This is a genomic window from Paenibacillus woosongensis (assembly GCF_009725165.1).
GTDB lineage: Bacteria > Bacillota > Bacilli > Paenibacillales > Paenibacillaceae > Fontibacillus > Fontibacillus woosongensis.
This window is the reverse complement of record NZ_WNZW01000004.1, coordinates 181,087-201,014: the sequence shown is the minus strand read 5'-3', so window position 1 is coordinate 201,014 and position 19,928 is coordinate 181,087. Positions and strand designations below refer to the sequence as shown.

Annotated in this window: 15 protein-coding genes; 1 reads left to right on the top strand and 14 read right to left on the bottom strand. The window is 48.3% G+C overall.

Annotated elements, in window-relative coordinates; translation table 11 throughout:
- Positions 1–13 precede the first annotated feature (13 nt).
- The 13 genes from GNP95_RS13970 to GNP95_RS13905 form a co-directional block, all read right to left on the bottom strand.
- Positions 14–1,627 carry an ABC transporter substrate-binding protein gene (locus GNP95_RS13970; protein WP_155611479.1) on the bottom strand — a complete coding sequence of 538 codons (1,614 nt, stop codon included), beginning with the start codon at positions 1,625–1,627 and terminating at the stop codon, positions 14–16.
- 28 nt (positions 1,628–1,655) lie between these two features.
- Entirely contained in the window at positions 1,656–2,522 is an 867-nt protein-coding gene (locus tag GNP95_RS13965; protein WP_155611478.1) for an ABC transporter permease, read from the bottom strand.
- The gene (locus GNP95_RS13960; RefSeq protein ID WP_155611477.1) at positions 2,515–3,525 is read right to left on the bottom strand and encodes an ABC transporter permease; all 1,011 of its coding nucleotides are present in this window, start codon (positions 3,523–3,525) and stop codon (positions 2,515–2,517) included. The genes GNP95_RS13965 and GNP95_RS13960 overlap by 8 nt, the downstream gene beginning before the upstream one ends.
- 36 nt (positions 3,526–3,561) lie before the next feature.
- Positions 3,562–4,239, bottom strand: coding sequence for a TetR/AcrR family transcriptional regulator (locus GNP95_RS13955; protein ID WP_330163434.1), 678 nt, complete (start codon positions 4,237–4,239; stop codon positions 3,562–3,564).
- Between the two features lie 195 nt (positions 4,240–4,434).
- Positions 4,435–5,154 carry a hypothetical protein gene (locus GNP95_RS26205; protein WP_230873806.1) on the bottom strand — a complete coding sequence of 240 codons (720 nt, stop codon included), beginning with the start codon at positions 5,152–5,154 and terminating at the stop codon, positions 4,435–4,437.
- A 141-nt stretch (positions 5,155–5,295) separates the two neighbouring features.
- Positions 5,296–7,524 (bottom strand): Tex family protein, encoded by a 2,229-nt coding sequence (locus GNP95_RS13940; RefSeq protein ID WP_155611475.1) that lies wholly within the window; start codon positions 7,522–7,524, stop codon positions 5,296–5,298.
- A 134-nt stretch (positions 7,525–7,658) separates the two neighbouring features.
- Entirely contained in the window at positions 7,659–8,021 is a 363-nt protein-coding gene (locus tag GNP95_RS13935) for a DUF4190 domain-containing protein (protein WP_155611474.1), read from the bottom strand.
- Between the two features lie 171 nt (positions 8,022–8,192).
- Complete coding sequence (locus GNP95_RS13930; protein WP_125082509.1) at positions 8,193–8,543, bottom strand: type II toxin-antitoxin system PemK/MazF family toxin; 351 nt, start codon at positions 8,541–8,543, stop codon at positions 8,193–8,195.
- A gap of 3 nt (positions 8,544–8,546) precedes the next feature.
- On the bottom strand, positions 8,547–8,828 hold the full coding sequence (locus GNP95_RS13925; RefSeq protein WP_019638235.1) for a CopG family ribbon-helix-helix protein: 282 nt from the start codon (positions 8,826–8,828) through the stop codon (positions 8,547–8,549).
- A 255-nt stretch (positions 8,829–9,083) separates the two neighbouring features.
- Positions 9,084–10,268, bottom strand: coding sequence for an alanine racemase (alr, locus tag GNP95_RS13920; protein WP_330163449.1), 1,185 nt, complete (start codon positions 10,266–10,268; stop codon positions 9,084–9,086).
- A gap of 224 nt (positions 10,269–10,492) precedes the next feature.
- On the bottom strand, positions 10,493–11,590 hold the full coding sequence (locus tag GNP95_RS13915; protein WP_155611473.1) for an outer membrane lipoprotein-sorting protein: 1,098 nt from the start codon (positions 11,588–11,590) through the stop codon (positions 10,493–10,495).
- Positions 11,591–11,703: 113 nt separating this feature from the next.
- Complete coding sequence (locus GNP95_RS13910; RefSeq protein ID WP_330163433.1) at positions 11,704–12,696, bottom strand: iron-siderophore ABC transporter substrate-binding protein; 993 nt, start codon at positions 12,694–12,696, stop codon at positions 11,704–11,706.
- A gap of 157 nt (positions 12,697–12,853) precedes the next feature.
- Positions 12,854–13,759 (bottom strand): response regulator, encoded by a 906-nt coding sequence (locus GNP95_RS13905; RefSeq protein ID WP_196427178.1) that lies wholly within the window; start codon positions 13,757–13,759, stop codon positions 12,854–12,856.
- 584 nt (positions 13,760–14,343) lie between these two features.
- On the opposite strand from GNP95_RS13905, the gene GNP95_RS13900 reads away from it, so the two are divergent.
- Positions 14,344–15,558 (top strand): methyl-accepting chemotaxis protein, encoded by a 1,215-nt coding sequence (locus GNP95_RS13900; protein WP_196427177.1) that lies wholly within the window; start codon positions 14,344–14,346, stop codon positions 15,556–15,558.
- Between the two features lie 579 nt (positions 15,559–16,137).
- Here GNP95_RS13900 and GNP95_RS13895 read toward each other — a convergent pair.
- The gene (locus tag GNP95_RS13895; protein ID WP_155611470.1) at positions 16,138–19,863 is read right to left on the bottom strand and encodes an S-layer homology domain-containing protein; all 3,726 of its coding nucleotides are present in this window, start codon (positions 19,861–19,863) and stop codon (positions 16,138–16,140) included.
- Positions 19,864–19,928 lie beyond the last annotated feature (65 nt).

The following is a 19,928-nucleotide window of genomic DNA, read 5'->3' as shown; positions in this document are numbered from 1 at the left end:
GGGGTCCTTCTTCTTATTTGTGCAATGAGCTGAAACGAATAATCTCATCCGGGTAGAAGATGTACCCATTTACGTCCTTGCTGATTCCAACAATCAAATTGCTCTCATACAGGTAGGCCCATGGAGAATCCGCCGTAACCTGTTTTTGTACTTGCTTATACAGTTCCGAGCGCTTCGCATCATCCGCCTCGACATTGGCCTGCGCCAACAGATCATCGACGACCTTGCTGTTGTAGCCGGTGTAGTTGGAAGCACCTTTGCTATCGAGCAGGAATCCATAATGATAGGATGGATCATTGACCAGCGAGGTGTATTTGCCCAGAAAAGCTGCTGCTTTTTTATTGTTGATCAGCTCGCGGTATTGTGCTGGAGATACTTTGTTAATATTCAAGGTTACTCCAATTTGCTCAAGCTCCGATTTAAGCAGGACAGCAATGTCCTCATAGTCTTGCGTAGCGGAGCTGACGGTCAGGTCAAAGGTAAATCCATTCTCATAGCCTGCTTCTTTAATCAATTCCTTGGCTTTGTCCAGATTGTATTCATACTCATTTCCCTCGGAAGTGAAATCCGGGGATTTGCTGGAAATCGAGCTCTTTAGCGGAGATGCCTGTCCGAAGGCAACGTCCTGAATCAGCTTGCTCTGATCAATCACGTAGTTTAGAGCTTGTCTTACCTTCAACTGGTCGAATGGCTCGAAGTTCGAATTCATGCCAAGATACACAATCCGGTTGGAAGATTCCGAGCTGATCGTGATGTTGTCTTTCTTCGACAGGCTTTCAACGTCCTTTGCCGGGATATCCAGCGCTACGTCAACCTCGCCTTTTTCAAGGAACATTTCACGGTTGGAAGCCTCTGCTACATATTTAACGATTACTTTGTCGACCTTTGGAGCGCCGTTCCAGTAGTCTTTATTAGCTACGAATACGGCTTCAGTAGCCGGATCCCATTTTTCTAGCTTAAACGCACCGGAGCCTGCGGAATGCTGAGTCAAATAATCATCCGCTTGGCCCTCAGCCACAGATGGATCGACGATCGAGAACGTAAAGGTTGCTAGATATTTCAAGAACAGGTGGTTAGGAGCCCCAAGCTTGAATTCTACCGTTTTGTCGTCGATTTTAGTAACGGATTGAATATTTGCCAGCGTATACAGGCTTCCGCCCTCACCTTTGGTTTTTAGCCGCTCAAACGAATACAGGACTGCATCTGCATTTACGGGATTGCCGCTTTGGAAATTGGCTCCGTCGCGGAGGGTGAAAGTATATGTCGTCAAATCATCGGAAATTTTCCAGGATTCAGCTAGCGAAGGAACAACTTGATCGGTACGTCCCACGGTTTTGCCATCGACGGTTTCCGTTGCACTCGTTACAAGCTGGTCATACAGAGCAAATGCATATGAAGCCGAAGTCAGGTCCGCTGCATCATGCGGATCCATCGTTTGGCCAGCACCCTGCGAATAAGCGATCGTAATGGTTTGGCCTGCCGAGGAATCAGCCCCGGAGGATTTCTCTGCACCGGTCCCTGTGTTATTGCCGGCAGCTCCCTTTGGATTGGAGCTTTGCGCGCATCCGGATACTAGCACCAAAACCAGTAAAGCTGAAATGAGAATAAATAATTTGCTTTTATTCATGTCTTCCACTCCTAATCTATGTTGTTATTTATTTTCTGGAGGATTGGCCATGCGGATCAAGAACATCGCGTAATCCATCTCCAAGTAAAATGAATCCAAAAGTAGTTGTTGCAATGGCTGCTCCCGGAAACACCGTCATCCACCATTCGCCCGAAATAATATAATCACGGCCATACGAGATCATAGCTCCCCATTCTGCTGTCGGAGGCTTAACCCCCAAACCGAGAAAGCTGAGGCTAGAGGTAATGAGAACGGCCGATCCCAAGCCAAGCGTAATCTGCACAACGAGCGGAGCCAATGCATTCGGTAGAATATGCTGAAAAATAATCGAGGAATGCCGAACCCCCAACGCTCTGCTTGCTTCAATAAATTCCTTCTCTTTAATCACTACGGTCTGGCCGTACATTAATCGCGCAAATTCCGGTATAGCCACGATGCCGACCGCCAGCAGCGCGCCAATTAAGCCCGGACCAATCGAGGCTGCAAGCGCCATAGCCAATATCAGCGATGGAAACGCGAGCAAGATGTCCATGAATCTCATAATGAGATTGCCGATTCTCCCTCCAAAATAACCCGCGATGGCGCCAAGCGGAATCCCGATCACACAGGCTATGCCTATCGCCACCATCCCTGTCCAAATCGTGACTCTAGCTCCATACAAAATCCGGCTGAAAATATCCCTGCCGAAATTATCCGTACCGAACCAATGAGCCATATTAGGAGATTGCAGCTTGTCCTCTGTCCTGATTTCATTTGGGCCATAAGGGGCAATCCAGGGGGCTAATAATGCCAATATAATCCATATAATTACTAGGGTTAAGCCGATGAATAACAACTTTTTTGACGTAAATTTTCCTATGAAGCTTGTCCATGATCGTCTAATTGATTTACTCATATCTCACCCGGGGATCAAGAACCCCATACAATAATTCCACAATAAGATTAATGAATCCATACAATATGGCACTTATAAGCGTCATGGCCTGAATGGGAGCGTAGTCTGCCGAAAGAATCGATTCCGTTACATAATTCCCGATTCCCGGCCATACAAAGATCGTCTCCGTAATCACGGCTCCGCCCAGCAGTGCGCCAAATTGCAGGCCAATTACCGTCAGAGAAGGGATTAATGAATTAACAAGACCATGTCTATAAATCACGGACCTGTTCGATAATCCCTTCGCTTTGGCCGTTCTCATGAAATCCTGGCTGATCACCTCAAGCATGCTCGCCCTGATCATTTTGGTCACGATGGCCATCGTACCCATGCTCAGGCAGAGCGACGGCAGAATCAAATGATGCAGAGAGCTCCTCAGAGCAATCATGTCCCAGCTTAGCAAGCTATCCAGCACATACAGGCCCGTAATATGAGTCGGCGGGTTAATGCCGCCGCTAATACGTCCAATGGGAGCAGGCAGCCATCCAAGCTTGGCATAGAATAACGCAATCAGCAGCAATCCAAGCCAGAATATAGGAACAGATGATCCGATAAAGGAGAGCACCCTGGAGATATGATCAAAAATAGAATTTTGTCTGGAAGCAGCCGCAATACCGAGAGGAATGGCTACTACTAAAGCTATAAACATGCTTGCAAGTGTAAGCTCCAAAGTAGCCGGAAAGCGGGAGACAAAATCGGATGCTACCGAGTGTCCCGTATGCCAGGCAAACCCTAAATCTCCCCGGAGCAATTGCTTGATATAATCCCAAAATTGGATATACAGCGGCTGGTCGAAACCGTACTCTTGCCGAACCTTTTCTACAACTTCCGGAAGCGCCTGTTCCCCTGTAATCATTAATGCCGGGTCCCCTGGTAAAATTCTCGTCAAGATGAACGTGATCATAACGATACCTATAATACTTGGGATCATCATGGCTATACGTCTAAGCGCGTACTTTAGCAACTCACATCATACCCCTTCTCTTGCTGTCTGAAGCTGTCATATCCCAAGCAATCCGAAAAATTCGAAATGAACGGCCTCTGCTGCCAATTCCTCCACCGTAAGTTCAGCCAGATTAGAATCTACTGGATTAGGACCAAACAGCCACCTTGCAACAATGCCCTCAATCAGACTCATCAGCAGCGCTGCCCGTATATGTATGTCCGATGATTCCGGCAGCATTCCCAGCTCAATGGCACGCTCGATATTGCGCCTGAAGGACTTCTCCATTTCAATGCGCGTTTCACGGAAAGCATTTCGAATGGCTTCCTCTTCACCGTTGCTCGTAAGCAGCAGCTCCATGAAATAACGATGCTCCTGAGCGAATCTAAAAATATCCGCGAGCAGGCGTCCAGACCCCTGAACCATTTCCTGCACAGAGCCGCCTTCCGTCCGATAGCCTCTCTGAATCACGGCCAGCAGCGCTTCTCTGCCCGATTCGATGATTTCCAGAGCTATGGCCTCTTTACTCTTGAAATACCAATAGAACGTGCCCTGCGCAACTCCAGCATCATTGACAATGTCTGAAATTTTCGTGTTCTGATAGCCGTATTTTGCAAATCTCTCAACTGCTATATCCATCAATTGAGATTTTCTCGTATCACGTAGTCTAGACGGATTTACGCTTGCGATGAAAATCATTCCTTCCAGATTGACTGGTGAGTCAGTTTTTTTCATATCTTATAGGTTTAGTCGGTATTTGTCAATGGTTAAATCTCACGCGGCTGCCGATGATGATTGCTGCAAAGCACTTCTTGGAGTGAAGATTGGCTTGAACATGAGAAAAACGGTTTAGGGCTCCCCTATCCTGCCCAAAAAAAAAGCAACCGATAAGGTTGCTCTAAAGCTGCCGATAAAGCACATTTAATGTGACTATTGCTGGCCGTTTTCACCACTCAATTTTTCCCTGAGCTTGTCGGCGATGTCGCCGTAAGCGAGCAATTGCTCCTTGAAATCAGCACGCTGCTTTGCAGGCTCAGGCCAGCCAGTATCGCCAAAGTTCTCTTCAGCGATCTCGGCATAAGCCTCATGAAGACTGTTATCATACCAGTCGATCTCAAAATCGGCATCACTGCGAATCATCCGGATGATCTCATATTCCTCGTTCCCGTTCTGGGAGCGGGCTACGTACACAAACAGCTCCGGATCACCGGCCGCACCGGGCCATACTTGTATTTCCGCGCATTCCCGGCCATCATGTTCAGCCAACCGGCGAAATTTGGCTTCCTTGATATAATACATATTCCTTCGCACCTCGTTATTCTGTAGTTGGTGTTTGTCTTCAACCCCGTTCCCATAACCGATCCGGGCCAGCTCGCGCCTGGTCTCTTCCGTGCCCAACCGGTAGATTTCCCGATATACCTTGTCAATCTGACTCTGGTACCCGCTGTTTACGACATCTTCCGGCGTATCCGGCCAAGGATACGTGTAGGCCACAAAGGAGCTATCCTCCTTCTCTCCAATCCGCTCCAGCATATATCTCAAATTGATTGCCTCTTCAGAAGACGCTTCAATCGTCCATTCATAAGCTGTGGCGCCCTGCTCTTCCAGAACCGAGCGTCCCGGTATGGACACATAGTAACGCTTACCCATCGTCACCCCTCCTCTAAGCTTGCCATAGTTACCATTGTGTACAATGTGAAAGAAAACATGCACGAGGAGCCGCTATCAGCACCATAAAATAAAATTGCCAGCCTGAGAACACTCAGACTGGCAATTTATCGGGTCCCTGCGTTATGATTTTACTTCAGAGGGCTTGCGCATGGTCAACCCAACTCGTCCCTTCTTAACGTCAATGGTAAGCACCCATACTGTCACATTGTCGCCAACCGATACAACGTCCATCGGATGCTTCACATAGCCATTGCTAAGCTGGGATATATGAACCAAACCATCGTTTTTGATGCCGATATCGACAAATGCGCCGAAATCAATAACGTTGCGGACGGTGCCCTGAAGCTCCATGCCTGGGGATAAATCCTCGATTTTCAGAACATCCGTGCGGAAGATCGGCGGCGGAAGCTCCTCCCGCGGGTCACGGCCCGGCCGCTGCAGGCTGTCGAGAATATCCCGCAATGTCGGAACTCCTACGCCGAGCTGTACGGCCAGGTTCTCCGGCTCCAGCGTAGAGAGCATTTGGGCCAATTCCTTCGTTCCAAGCTGACTCAGTTCTACGCGCAGCTCCTTGAACAATTCGGTCACCACGCCATAAGACTCTGGATGAATTGGCGTGCGGTCGAGCGGATGCTCCCCATCATTGATCCGCAAGAAGCCGATACACTGCTCATACGTTTTTGCGCCAAGGCGCGGAACCTTCTGCAGCTGCTTGCGGCTCGTGAATTTTCCGTTCTCTTCCCGATATTTCACGATGTTCTTGGCAGTGGTTGCATTAACGCCAGAAACGTAGGACAAAAGAGATGGCGATGCCGTATTCACGTCTACACCGACATGGTTAACCGCAGACTCTACTACCGCCGTAAGACTCTCGTCCAGATGCTTCTGAGATACGTCGTGCTGATATTGGCCGACGCCGATTGCTTTTGGTTCGATCTTTACAAGCTCGGCCAGCGGATCCTGCAGCCTTCTGGCGATCGAGACCGCGCTGCGTTCAGCGACGTCCAGATCAGGGAATTCCTGCTGCGCCAGCTTTGAAGCTGAATAGACACTGGCCCCCGCCTCATTCACGATCAGATAGGCCAGGTTAGGATCATTGCGTTCCGTAATGATCTCGGCCACAAATTGCTCGGTCTCCCGGGAAGCCGTTCCATTGCCGATGACAATCAGCTCCGCGCCGTATTTATCTATAAGTTCATTAAATTTAACCGCCGCTTCCCTTTTTTTATTGTTCGGCGGCGTCGGGTAGGTTACAGCAACTTCAAGCAGCTTCCCTGTTTCGTCCACGACGGCCAGCTTGCAGCCTGTACGGTAAGCCGGGTCAACGCCGAGCACAATTTTACCCTTTACCGGCGGCTGAAGCAGTAAACTGCGCAAATTCGCCGAGAAAATAGAAATCGCCTGCCGTTCGGCCTTCTCCGTCAGCTCCGCGCGCACTTCCCGTTCGATCGAGGGGGCGATCAGCCTTTTGTAAGCATCCTCAATCACGCTTTGAAGGATGCCCTCGGTGACAGAACGCCCTTTAATCGTCCGCCCAGCGATATGGCGATGGATGGCCCCGTTGTCCAGCTCCAGCGATATTTTAAGAATATTCTCGCGTTCTCCCCGGTTAATCGCCAATATGCGATGGGGCGGCATTTTCTTGGCCGGCTCACGATAGTCGTAATACATCTCGTATACGGATTCTTCCTCCGAATTTTTCGCTTCCGACACGATCACGCCATGATCCATGCTGTACTTCCGCACCCAGGCTCTGATTACCGCCTCGTCCGCGATCTCCTCGGCCACGATGTCCATAGCGCCCTGCAATGCGTCCTCCGCCGCCTCTACCGCAAGCTCCGCATTTACATACTTGGCGGACTCCTCCAGCGGCATGCCGTCTTTTGGCTGTGATAGCAGCCATTTTGCCAGAGGCTCCAGCCCTTTTTCTTTGGCGACGCTGGCTCTTGTCTTGCGTTTTTGCCGGTAGGGACGGTATAAATCCTCCACCTCTTGCAGCTTTACCGCTTGAACGATGGCAGACTCCAGCTCTGGGGTCAATTTATCTTGCTCGCCAATAATGCGGATCACTTCCCGCTTGCGGACCTCCAAATTCCGCAAATACTGTACCCGGTCGTCGATGTCGCGCAGCTGGTTTTCATCCAGTTCCCCGGTCATCTCTTTGCGGTAACGGGCCACGAAGGGAATCGTATTGCCTTCATCCAGCAGTTGAACGGTCGTCCGTACCCCTTTTAAAGGCAGCCCGAGCTCTTTAGCTACCTGAACTACAATTCTTTCCTGAACCTTAGCCTCAATTTGCGCTTCGCTTGTATTCGTTTCCGGATTGATTTCAGTTTGTGACAAAGTCATCCCTCTTTCATCCTCAAATTGCACTGTTCCTATTATCACAAAATTTATGGCCGAGTGCCAGTCGGTACCACTGCTTGTGGTGAATGAACAACAAAAAACACCGTACACGAGGTACGGTGTCCGATCGTCGAATTTTAGAAGTTCGAGTAGTTCCAATAGTTATCCGGTGTAGATACGGCAGTGATAATTACGATGACAAAGAACAGGATGATAAGGCCATAAATTACTGTTCCGATAATGCCGCATACCAATCCAGCTACGGAGAAGCCATGCCCTTTCTCCTGAGTCACCTTGATTTCCTTAAAGGAAATTGACGCAATAATGATCGCTACGATCCCTAAAAAGAATCCAATGTACGGAATAGCAATAGCCAAAATTCCCAAAACCAGCGCCGTAACTGATTTTCCATTCGTATTCTGCTCGGCAGGCGGTGCAGGCGGCTGGGGTGGTGCGGGCGGATAATTATAGTTGTATTGCCCGGAAGTATTATAATCCATTAAAAACGGTCCTCCTCAGAGAAGTAGATATGATTATTATACCAGATTCAGCCAATGAAGATATGCGAAAACGAAAAAATTCATTCTAACTATAAATGGAAGCATACCATCCCCATGAAAAAAAGACGCCCTTGAGGCAGGGCGCCTTGGGAAATTTCTCCCCTTTTTTCATCAAAAATCGATTAATCCCAGACTAATAAGCAGCGAATCGTTAACCTTTTTCATCGTCTCATCATCCAGGTGGGTAATTTTGTCCGTTAATCTTTGCTTGTCAATCGTTCGTATCTGTTCAAGCAAGATGACGGAATCCCGGTCGAATCCATGCGTAGCCGCTTCAATCTCAACATGAGTCGGGAGCTTCGCTTTTTGAATTTGAGCGGTAATGGCAGCAACGATTACCGTAGGGCTGAATCGATTGCCGATATCGTTCTGGATGATAAGCACAGGTCTTACCCCGCCCTGTTCAGAACCGACCACAGGGGAAAGGTCTGCAAAAAATACGTCGCCGCGCTTTACAATCAATGGTCACACCCCGCTAACTAGGCGGTCCAGAGTGCTGTCTGCATCTTCCTCCGCGTGGAAAGCTTCAGAGGCCATGGTTAAGTTAATTTTGGCCATTTCCATGTAGCCGCGCTGCATAGACTCCCGGATGAAGCGTTTCTTCCGTTCGTTCAAATACAGTTTCATGGCTTGCCTAATAAGCTCACTACGATTGGAGTTCTCCATAGCTACGATTCCATCCACTTCCTGTAACAGATGATCCGGTAAGCTGATCATAATCCTTTTGGTGTTCTGCATATTGGCCATCGTTAAACATCCACCCCCAAAACCTTGTCGACCCAGATCCTTGTGACTCAGTATAGCAATATTCAAGGATATTTATACAAAAGAATATATGCTAAGTGTATATCAAGTATGCTGCATTTCATTATAACCAAAATTGGCATGAGCGTACATACCTGATCATTTCCATCTTTTCGATCATAATGTATATCATTCGATGGACCTAGCATAAAATCCTTCCATTAGGAAGGGAGTTTTGTAGTTTTTTGTCTGCCTGTATTAGGCAAACAACGGGTTTACCAAAATTTGTGGTCTATTTGTGCCTATGTATAGACGGGGCACACGATGAGCCAACATACAAATCAACTCGTAGTTTATGGTACCGAGCATGGAGGCCAGTTCGTCCGCTGTAATCGTTGCACCGGACTGCCGGCCGATGAGAACAACCTCCTCACCGACTTGGATTTCTTCAGCTTCTTCAGCTAAAGATTGTAGCGAAACCATACATTGGTCCATGCAGATCGTTCCCACGACAGGGACGCGCCGTCCGCGAATAAGCATTTGCGCTTTACCGCTAAGCATCCGTGAATATCCGTCGGCATAGCCTATGGGCAGCGTTGCAATAATCTCTTCCCGGTCCGTCACATATTTCGCTCCGTAGCTTACGGAGGAATGCGGCGGCAAAGTCTTCACCTGAACCGTTTCCGTCTTAAGAGACAGAACCGGATGAAGCGGAACCTGCTCCTTATGAACCTCATCGGACGGGTAGAGACCATACAATGCGATGCCGATTCGCACCATCTGGCACGAAATCTCCGGTAAATCAATTGCAACCGCGCTGTTGCCTGTATGTATAATCGGGATATCCAAATCATAATGCTTCAGCGCATGAACCACATTCTGAAAACGTCGGTACTGTTCCAATGTATAGCTCTTATCTTGTTCATCCGCTGTTGCAAAGTGGGTAAATAAGCCCTCCACTTCCAAATGCGGCAAGCTCATTGCATGGCGGATGAAATCCAGCGCCTCATCCCCGGGCAGGAGTCCGAGACGCCCCATACCAGAATCGATTTTGATATGAACTTTCAGTTTGCCGGGATACTCAACAGGATCAATAGCCTTTATCTCGTCAAGCACCTCTCCGCTGAACAAAGTAAGCGTAATCCCATTCTCCCATGCCGTACGTATCCCGTGCGGAGGGGTATAGCCCAGAACCAGAATAGGAATGGTCAGACCAGCTTGGCGCAGCTCCAGCGCCTCGTCCAGGAAGGCTACGCTAAGATAGTCGGCACCGTATTGCTCAAGTTCTTTGGCGATGGGCACAGCTCCATGTCCATATGCATTTGCTTTAACGCACGCCAACAGCTTCATGTCCGCCGGTATTCTTCTCCGTAAAGCAGTATAGTTGGCATAAAGCGCGTCCAAATCGATTTCTGCACGGGTAGGTCGATACTTCACTTGCACTTTGTAGGTCACCTTCTCTAATGAGTGAAAATCCATCATCAAACAATACACTAATCGTAATGTTCTAGAAGGCGGCTGTCAATTATACAGAATAAACCATATTGTGCATATGAAGTCATTTTAACCCATAATCCTGTTTTATCCAAATAAAAAGAAGAGACAGACTGACGGGTTCGATAGCTTCTACAGTCTATCTGAAGTACCGCAAGTCCGCCAGCCTCTTCTTATTTACCCGTTTGTTCCTCCATAGACGCGGCGATTTTTACCATTTCGCTCACTGGAAGATTGTCGCTTGTAATACGGAATTCCAATCCATCCACAGTCCAGGTTAATGTCTGCAGCTCATCCCCTGTCAGCAGGCCGGCAGTAAAGCCGAGATCAACGACTGTTCCTGCAACTAGCGAAACCGTGCGATCCGGTGAACGGGATTCGGTTACCGTAAATTGATATGTACCGTCATATCGGAGCAATACGCTGCTTCTATCACTATCATCTACGACTTTGTCATCTTTATACACTACGCCTTCAGGCAAATATGTCGGAACAATAACCCCGAATGGCTCGTTCAGCGCCGGTGCGGCAGAACTATCGCTCCCAGCTGCATTCGCTCCGGTCTCGGAAGCGTCCATGTTCTCCACAAGCATCCCATTCTCATCGACTTCGAGCAGCGTCCCTTTGGCGCGTTGGCCAGCCGTATCCAGATTATGCTGCATATCGAATGATTTATTATCAAACTTCGCACCGAAATCAAATTTGTCAAATTTGACCTCGACTACGACTTTCGCTTCGGCGTCCGAGACCTGCACCTGCTTCGGCGCATAGTCGTCTTTGTCCAGCCATATTTTTTGACGTACAAGCGCATGAGTATTATAGTTTGCGGCCACATCGAACACATAGCTGTCCTTATCGCTTACGAATTGGCGCGTGTTGTCGCTTAGGATGCTGCGCACAAGCGTCTGATACAAGTAGACTTGACCTTGGTTCTCCGGCCAATCGCTCTGGAACCGGAAGCTCTTGTTCAGGCTCGGCGTCAACACGTAAACGCCCTGATCGTTCTTAAGGACGATCTGCGTAATGTCCTTCTGGGCATTCGTTAGAGCAATCCGATAAAAAGACGGATTCTGGTACCACACCTCAACCTTGTACTCCTGGGGTTTATCCCCCGTATGAAGCGTCATCGTTCCCGAGCCCTGGTAGCTCTCCAGCTTGGTAACGATTTTGTCCAAATCCTTGACGACACCGTCAGCATCCTTCTTGCCGCACCCGCCCAATACCGCACTCAAGCATATCACAATGACTAGCGCCCAAGTGATCCGTCGCATGAAGATCATCCCCTCTGCAGATTGATTTCCTAAACTGATAACATGTCTATGAGGGAACTTGGCCGATTATGCGGACTAGTTTGACAAGCAGGAACTCAGCTTAAAAATGCGCGCTATTTCACAATTTCCAGAACCTGGTCAATGATTTGAGTAGAACCAATCGGCGCAATGCCGCGATTCCATAATTGCTGTTCAACGATGTAAACCTGATCTTTCTGAACCGCTTTAATGTTTTTCCACAGTGCCGAGCTCTTTAATTCATCTAACCTGCTCTTGGCTGTATCCTCGACATTCTCCATCAGGAAAATATGATCCGGATTTAGATTCGGCAGCTCTTCCAGTGAAATCGTCTGCATCGCTTTACCCTCGGCCAGCTTCAAGCCGTTTAAGCCAAGCTCTTGATGAATGATGCGGCCGATGCGGATATCATCCACGCCATACACTCTCAATTCCTTAGGCATCACGCGCATAACGACGAACACTTCTTCGCCAGCCCTGCGGTTGAGCTCCTCTTGTGCACTCTCAGCTTTAGTCAAATAGTCGTTCAGCTTCTGCTGCGCTAGCTCCTCTTGCCCGACGATTCTTCCCAGTTCAAGGAGCAGCTGACGCCAATCGTTCATCAATTCTCCGTCAAGCATAAGAGTGGGCGCTATTTTCCGCAAACTGTCTTCGATATCTTGATGCGAAGGGGCGTAAGCGAGAATTAAGTCGGGCTCAGCCTTCAATAGCGCCTCCAGGTTCGGAGATTCCGATGCGCCTAAAGGGATTACTCCTTCCATTCGATCTGCTATATATGGTAGGAACTGATGATCGACAAGCGATGTCGTCGAGGCATGAGGCTTAATTCCGAGCTCCAGCATGTGATCCGCATAATAATCCAGCAGTACGGCTATTTTTTTCGGTGCAGCTGGAATTTCCACATCGCCGCTCACATCCTTGACCGTACGCATAATAGGGGAGAGAACTTCCGAGTCTTCTGTAGAAGCATTATTCTGATCAGTTACGGATCCGGCAGAGCCGCATCCCGATATCAACACAACAGCTAGCATGAAAACAACGACAACAAAAGACCTTAATTTATGGTTAATTCGATATGTATTAGGCACAGTAATTCCTCCGATTCCGTTTTATTGATAATGATTATCATTATCGTTAAAGATTATATGATCATCTGTATACATTGTCAACACAATAAAATCCCTTCACTCAAACAACAAAAAAAGAACCCCTTCGGGTTCTTTATAGGGATATGGTTCAGTGCCATCATTGCTCAGGTGATGCCGGCTGCTCCAGCGTTAAGGACATATGCTGCTGTTTTGTCAGATATGTCATTTCGAGGCTTTCCCTTAGATTGATGCACCAAGGATAGTCTTTATCCTGAAATAAATAACCTGAATATAGATTTTGCAAGAGCTGAAGCTGACCTGCCGTCAATTCCTTCTGCTCCGATAATTCCCGGAAGTCGTATAAGTCCACAATGATCGCGACGTCTGCCTCAAGAACATAACCTTCATTCATGGTTCTGAGCGATAATGGCAAGGAGAACTCCTCAATTGTCTTCTTCAGCCTGTAGATCGTATTGTACACATTGTGAACCGCTCGCGAACCGTCCATCTCCGGCCATAACCTGTCCGCGATGATCCACTTGTTCACGATTTGCCCCTCATTCGCGATGAAATAAGCGAACATTTCTTCCGTTTTTTTCGTTGGCCATTTCACGATTTGCCCGTCCTGATTAGTCGTTTGGAACGAACCGAAGCATTGTACCTTCATGACAGGCGCTTTGAAATTCAAAGCTTCCATGGCGAGCAACCGCTTTATACGCTCCAATTTGACGGCAATCTCGTCGATTGCCCTGCGCGTAACCGGCTTCAGCATATAATCCACCGCGTCGACGCGAAAGGCATCGGCCGCATATTCCCGGTGTGCCGTCGTAAACACGATTTGCATAGAATCCTGCTTTGCCCGTTTCGCCAACTGCAATCCATTTATACCCGGCATGCCAATATCGGTAAACAGAACGTCAACCTGCAAGCGTGAAATGTCCTTCAACGCCTCGACCGGATCGGAATAAGCCCCGATGAGCTCATATTTCGGATGCTCTTCTATGTATCTTTTCATCATATTCAGAGCAAGCCATTCATCCTCTACGATAACTGTTCTCAGCATTGACATCCACCTACCTCAGACTGATTTAAACCCAAGTAACATTTGCTATAGCAAGAGTTGTGATGTTGTGAGATTTCTGTGAGTTCAGCGACTTATGATGTACATTATGCCAAAATAGCGAGTCTCCGTACTCGACCCTTCCTACGAAGGTTTGAATACAATTTCGGCGGGGAAGATGCGTTTATGAATAGCTTCACATATTTGTAACGAAATATTTTTTTATAAAGGCAGGTCTGAAAAGAAAAATGAAGTTGAAACATTTACAAAAAAATTCAATCATGCTTATTTTATCCGGAATCTCGCTGCTGCTGTCAGTTGGAACACATGCCGTGCACAGATATACATCTCTGTTCGATATTCATAAAGCGATGAGCGGAATCGGCCAGTTGTCGCAGGGATTGTCCATATTCCAAAATTTACTCTTTTTTGTCCCGATTGTCCTAATGATATTAAGCCTCCTCATTTACAGGAAGAGCGCCAGTTCCCCGGTTTTGCCGTGGATGATCAGCTCAACGCTGACATTCAGCAGCATCTCTATTATGGCTGGCGGCGACGGATTCGTGGAGTACCACTTTTCCATATTTATGACGATCGCAATTATCGCTTACTATGAAAACATAAGAATACTGATCTACAGCACCGTCATATTCGCGGTTCAGCATTTAGCCGGCTATTTCTGGTTCCCGCAGCTGCTCTGCGGCACGTCCGATTACAGGTTCTCGCTGCTGCTTATTCATGCGCTCTATTTAATTCTTACGAGCGGAGCAACGATCTGGTTCGTCTATTCTAAGCAATTACACACTAGTGAATACGAGAATAAAGTAGCTTCCCAGCAGCAAGCTTTGAATGAGGTTCTGCAAAACATGAATAATTCCAGCGAGTCAGTGCTGAAGGCCGTCAGCCAGCTCTTGTCCGGTGCCGGCCAGTCGGCCAAGGCCAGCCAAGAAATCGTAACGTCCATTGAATCGATCTCTATAGGGGCCTACGAGCAGACGAATAAGCTGGGCTTAGGAGTCGAGAGCATTCGAAGCATGGTGGATCAGGTCGGAAATATTAACAAAAACGCTAATACTGTTACGGAGAGTGCCCTGGCAACCTCGAAGCAGGTCATTTATGGGCAAGATAGGATTCATCTGCTGGCAAACCAGATTCACGTGATTACTTCTGCCGTCAACAATGTGAACGAGGTGATTCAGCAGCTGGCTGACAGCTCTCAGGAAATCAACAAGCTCGTGGATCTCATATCGTCCATCGCAAATCAAACTAATTTGCTGGCTCTCAATGCCTCGATCGAAGCGGCCCGGGCCGGAGAACATGGCAGCGGATTTGCCGTGGTCGCCGCTGAAGTTCGCAAGCTGGCTGGACAGTCTAATGATTCGGCTGCCGAAATTCACAGGAACGTTCAATCTTTCCAAAGCCGCATTGATCAGGTGCTCGGTGAAATGAATGTCAGCTTAAGCGAGGTACAGAAAGGCATGGAGCAGATTACCGAGATGCAGCGCGTCTTTGCTGAAATTTCCGAATCTTCAAATACAGTCGATCAGCAAATTAGTGACATTTCCGTCACGACCAATTTATTGCTCCAGCACTCCAAACAGACCAAGGATATGATGATTCAGGTGTCCGCAATAACGTCGGCCTTTTTCTCAAACATTGAGAAAATTTTATCCGCCGCAGAGGAGCAATCCGCATCCTCCGATGCAGTTCATGATATCGCCTTAAACCTGGAATCGCTCGTTGCCGAGCTAGGCGGGATTGTCGGCAGCATTGAGAGGAGCTTATCGGCGGATAAACTATAAACCGTGCAGCAGAAAAGGGCTCTCCCAAAGGCCATCCTAGATGACTGAGGGGCACCCTTTTTTTCAGAAAGACTTTCCGTTCCTGCGGAATCCATTTCATCCCTTGCCTGATATCCGATTCTTTAGCTCATCTTATATGAGCAGTTTATATGAGCAGTACCGACACCAAGAAGAGATGCCACGTGCTAAGCTATGTCGTCGTCCACACTAATTGGAGTTCATGCATCTAATTATGCTCCAAAAGCATATTTTAGGGGATTAGATGGGTTTTATGCACTTAAAAGTAATAATCCAGCCCATGATGACTTTCTTACTTCATCTAACGGCTTGGAATACAATTAAATCTACTTTCCTTTCTTTGCCGCAGAAATTACCTACTATAAGTCCATTTAGATGGGTTGAACAAATAAAATGGGTATGGCAGTGAGGAAGTTAGCAGGCATCCGCCTTGCTGCATTGCTGATCAAAATCTCAATAAAAAAAATTGGATGGAAAACAGATTGTTTTCACACCCAATTTTTTGTTGGTTTGACTATTTGGACAGCTCCTTCTGATCATCCCAGACAAACCGTACAATTCCTATTGCCTGATTAGCTTCAGCAATACGACGGCTGCTTCCGCTCTTGTCGCGAGCGCTTGCGGCTGAAATTTGTTGCCGGGCAGGCCAATCATCACCTGCTGCTCCGTTACCAAACGGACGGCTTCCCGCGCCCATGCGGAAATATGGACAGCGTCCTCATACAGCAAAGCACCTGATTCAATCGCGGCGAAATCGACAGCTGATTCAACTCTCAATCCATGAGCCTTAGCTAGGATCAAGGCCATTTGTTCGCGTGTAATCGGTTCTTCTGGAGCGAATACACGGTCGCTATAGCCGTGAATCAGCCCATAGTGCTGTGCTGCCGCTATAGTCTTCTGCGCCCAATGTCCTTGCACATCGCCGAACACAGGGGTAATCTGTGCCGGAAATTCCTGACCCTTTAACTCTAGGGCCTTGACCAGTAACGTGACGAACTCGGCTCTGGTTAGCTGACGATTCGGCTGAAAGGTTCCATCAGGGTAACCTTTAACGTACCCCCTTCTTGCAAGCTCCCGGATCGCTTCACTAGCCCAGTGTCCTTCAATGTCGCTCAGGAATACTTGGATATCATTATCACTGCACGCTGCCCCCGCCGAGCATTCCAATCCATCCGGCTTGGAGCCTTCTCCAGTCTCCTTGGCTGGAGCCGTGTTATCCCCGCTGGACGGATTTACGCTGCTGTTGGAAGGACTGCCGCCACTAGAAGGCGATCCTCCACTACCGCCGCCATTCCCACCGTCATCAATAATAGGCCGAGGAGTTACTTTCACGGTCCTTACAACCTCTTCTGCTGCATTCCCCGCTGCATCAGAGACGTTATAGCGCAGTATATACTCGCCGACAGCATCTGTATCAACCTGACCGGACACCCTGATCTTACGGGTAATATCTCCGTCCGCATCATCCGCAGCTACGGCTCCCGGATCTTCAAAGGAACTGCCTTGTACAACGCTTATCATCGGATCGCCCGTTAACGTAATGACAGGCCGATTGCGGTCAATATTCGTAATTTCAATTTGCTTCACCGTTTCATTGCCGGCCTCATCCTTGGCATAGAAGCTGATCCAGCCGTTATTCTCGGCGATGACTACCGGCAATAACGGATCCCCGTTATCATCGAAGTAAGACGACTCATGAAATCCGAACGCCATTTTCTCTGCGATCAGGTTTACTCGCGAGTAAACAGATGTAGTCACAGTGACGTTCTGGTTCGTAGATGCCGTCGGAAATACCGTAAGCTTAATGACTGGTACATCCCTATGGATATTCGTGATTTCGATCGTTTGTACGGCGGCATTGCCGGCACGATCCTTGGCGTAAACTGTGTAAATATCATTCAACTCAGCTTCAAAGGAGCCTGATCCGCCAAATGCCGTACCGGCCAGCTCAAAATAACTGACAGGCTGATCTCCAGCCGCCCATTTCACTTCGCTGATCCCGCTTAAACGGTCATATACGTCGGCGGTTACCGTCACGCGCTGGCTGGTCGGCAGACCGTTCCCTATACTAAGATGAATCGTCGGCTCTGTTCCGTCATAATTGCTTACCACAATCGTCTCAGCGGCCCCATTCCCTGCATGATCCTCTGCGTAGACCGTATACTCTCCATTTTGGCTGACCTGAAAAGAATTCTGGAATGAAACTCCTCCGCCATTTTGAAAAAACGAGACAGGCTGCCGTCCCTCATTCCATTTCAAGGCCACATGATCATCCGTATCATCATCAGCGGCTGCGGTGATTGTGACAGGCTGATTCGTCCAATCCAATGGATCCAAGCTCACATCCAGCTGCGGAGCCTCTACGTCGATACGGCTCACCTCAATATCGGCACTTACCTCGAATCCGGCTTTGTCCTTGGCATATACCGTATAAACTCCGTTCTCATGCACTAGGAATCGGGTATCGTCCGTATTCAGGGCAACACGCTGCCCATTCGGCCCCTGCTTGGCCCACTCCAGCTCGGCAATCCCGCTCCCGTTGTCGATATAGTTGATATTTACGGCAACCGGCTGATTGCTCCAGCTCGTGAAAGATAAAGAGAGGGTAAGGCTCGGGCCGATCTTAAAAATATTTGTTATGGTGATTGTCTGTACAGTTCCATTCCCAGCTCTGTCCTCGGCATACACCGTGTAAATACCATTCTCGGAAACAGGGAAACTGTCATTAAACACGCTGCCTCCCTGAACGAAATAGGCGGCATTGTGATCTCCCTGAGCCCACTTCAGTTCAGCTATTCCACTCTCCTGATCAACTGCGCTGGCGCTAACCTTCACGTCCTGACTAGTTGGCGCTCCTGTGGAAGGCGTTAATGTTATGCTTGGCGGAATGAGATCGATCTGATCAATGCTAATGGTCTGAATCGTCTCATTGCCAATCTGGTCCACAGCATAGACGGTATACTTGCCATTGCTATCGGCAAGGAAAGTATTATTCACGATTAAGGTGCCGCCCGAACGGAAATAATCGGCTGTCTGCTGCCCAGCAGCCCATTTGAACTGCCCCGAATTCAAACCGCTTTGATCATCGACCGCATTCGCCGTAACCGGGATTGGCTGATTCGTCCATCCCTGCTGTTTCGTAAAGACCTCCAGCGTCGGTGCCATGCGGTCAATATTCGTAACTTCAGTGACTGCAACGCTTTCATTGCCGACATGATCTCGGGCGTACCATGTATACTTCCCGTTATCGGTAGCTATAAAGTAATTTCCAGGCACTGTGGTTCCATATTTCCGCATGGATGAGGCGTCATGTTCGCCCTTTAACCATTTTTGTGCAGCAACGCCAGAGCCATCATCTCTGACGGAACCAACGACATACACATTCTGCTGGGTCCAACTTGCGGGTGAATGCCTAAGTTCAATAATGATGGGCGGAGTTTTATCGACGTGAACCTTGCTCCCGTCCGTAGTAGCGTCGAGCTGGCCGCGCCGCTGTCCTGTTTCATCCTCATATTCGAGCATAAACGGGACAGGTCCTTCAGGAACGGAAAAATCCAGCGTCAAGGCAGCCTTCCAGTTTTTACGGTTGCCATGTTGCACCGCCTGAACCTCCTGCCCGGCAATTCGTACGACGGGGGGCTTCAAATAGAATGCAGAAGAGATAGATAGCGTCACCGTATCCCCTGCCTGAGCATACTTTGGAGCGTTCGGATTACTCGATGAAATACTCAGTTTCTGTATCGTATCAACATTTAACGTATAAGTGCCTGAAGATCTGCTGTAATCAAGCGTTTTGGTCTCGCCGCCCCAAGAGCTCTGAAAAGAACTTAAGGTAGCCCATATCGCTTCCGCTGGAACCGAATCCCCTTCCAGTACAGTGACGCCGTCCAGGCTGTATCTGTATTTTTGGTTGTAAATCGGATTCTTTTCGCCAAAACCGCCGTCGAAATTGCTGACCGTGATCCATCTGACATCAGTCGGAAGTCCGTACCAATAGTCCGTGATGAATTTTTTCTCGGTCGTAACTCCGTCACGACTATAGTAGATTTCTACCCCCTCATCCAAACCTCGGAATGGAAGAAACGTGGCCCACTTCGCGTTGGAAGGCAATGGATTAAAGTTTAAATCAATATAGAATATATCCACTCCATCGCTATAGCGATGCGACATCGATGCGAATCCGCTCGGATTGTAATTAATCATATGGATCGCCTCGGCTTGAATCTGCTCGGCAGAAGCTCTGCTTGCTGGTCCGGCAAATAAGAGCGTCGCGGTAAAACAAACCATTGACAACAAACCAATAAAACTCTTTCTATCCGGGTAAATAATACACTCTCCTTTCTGGATCAGCC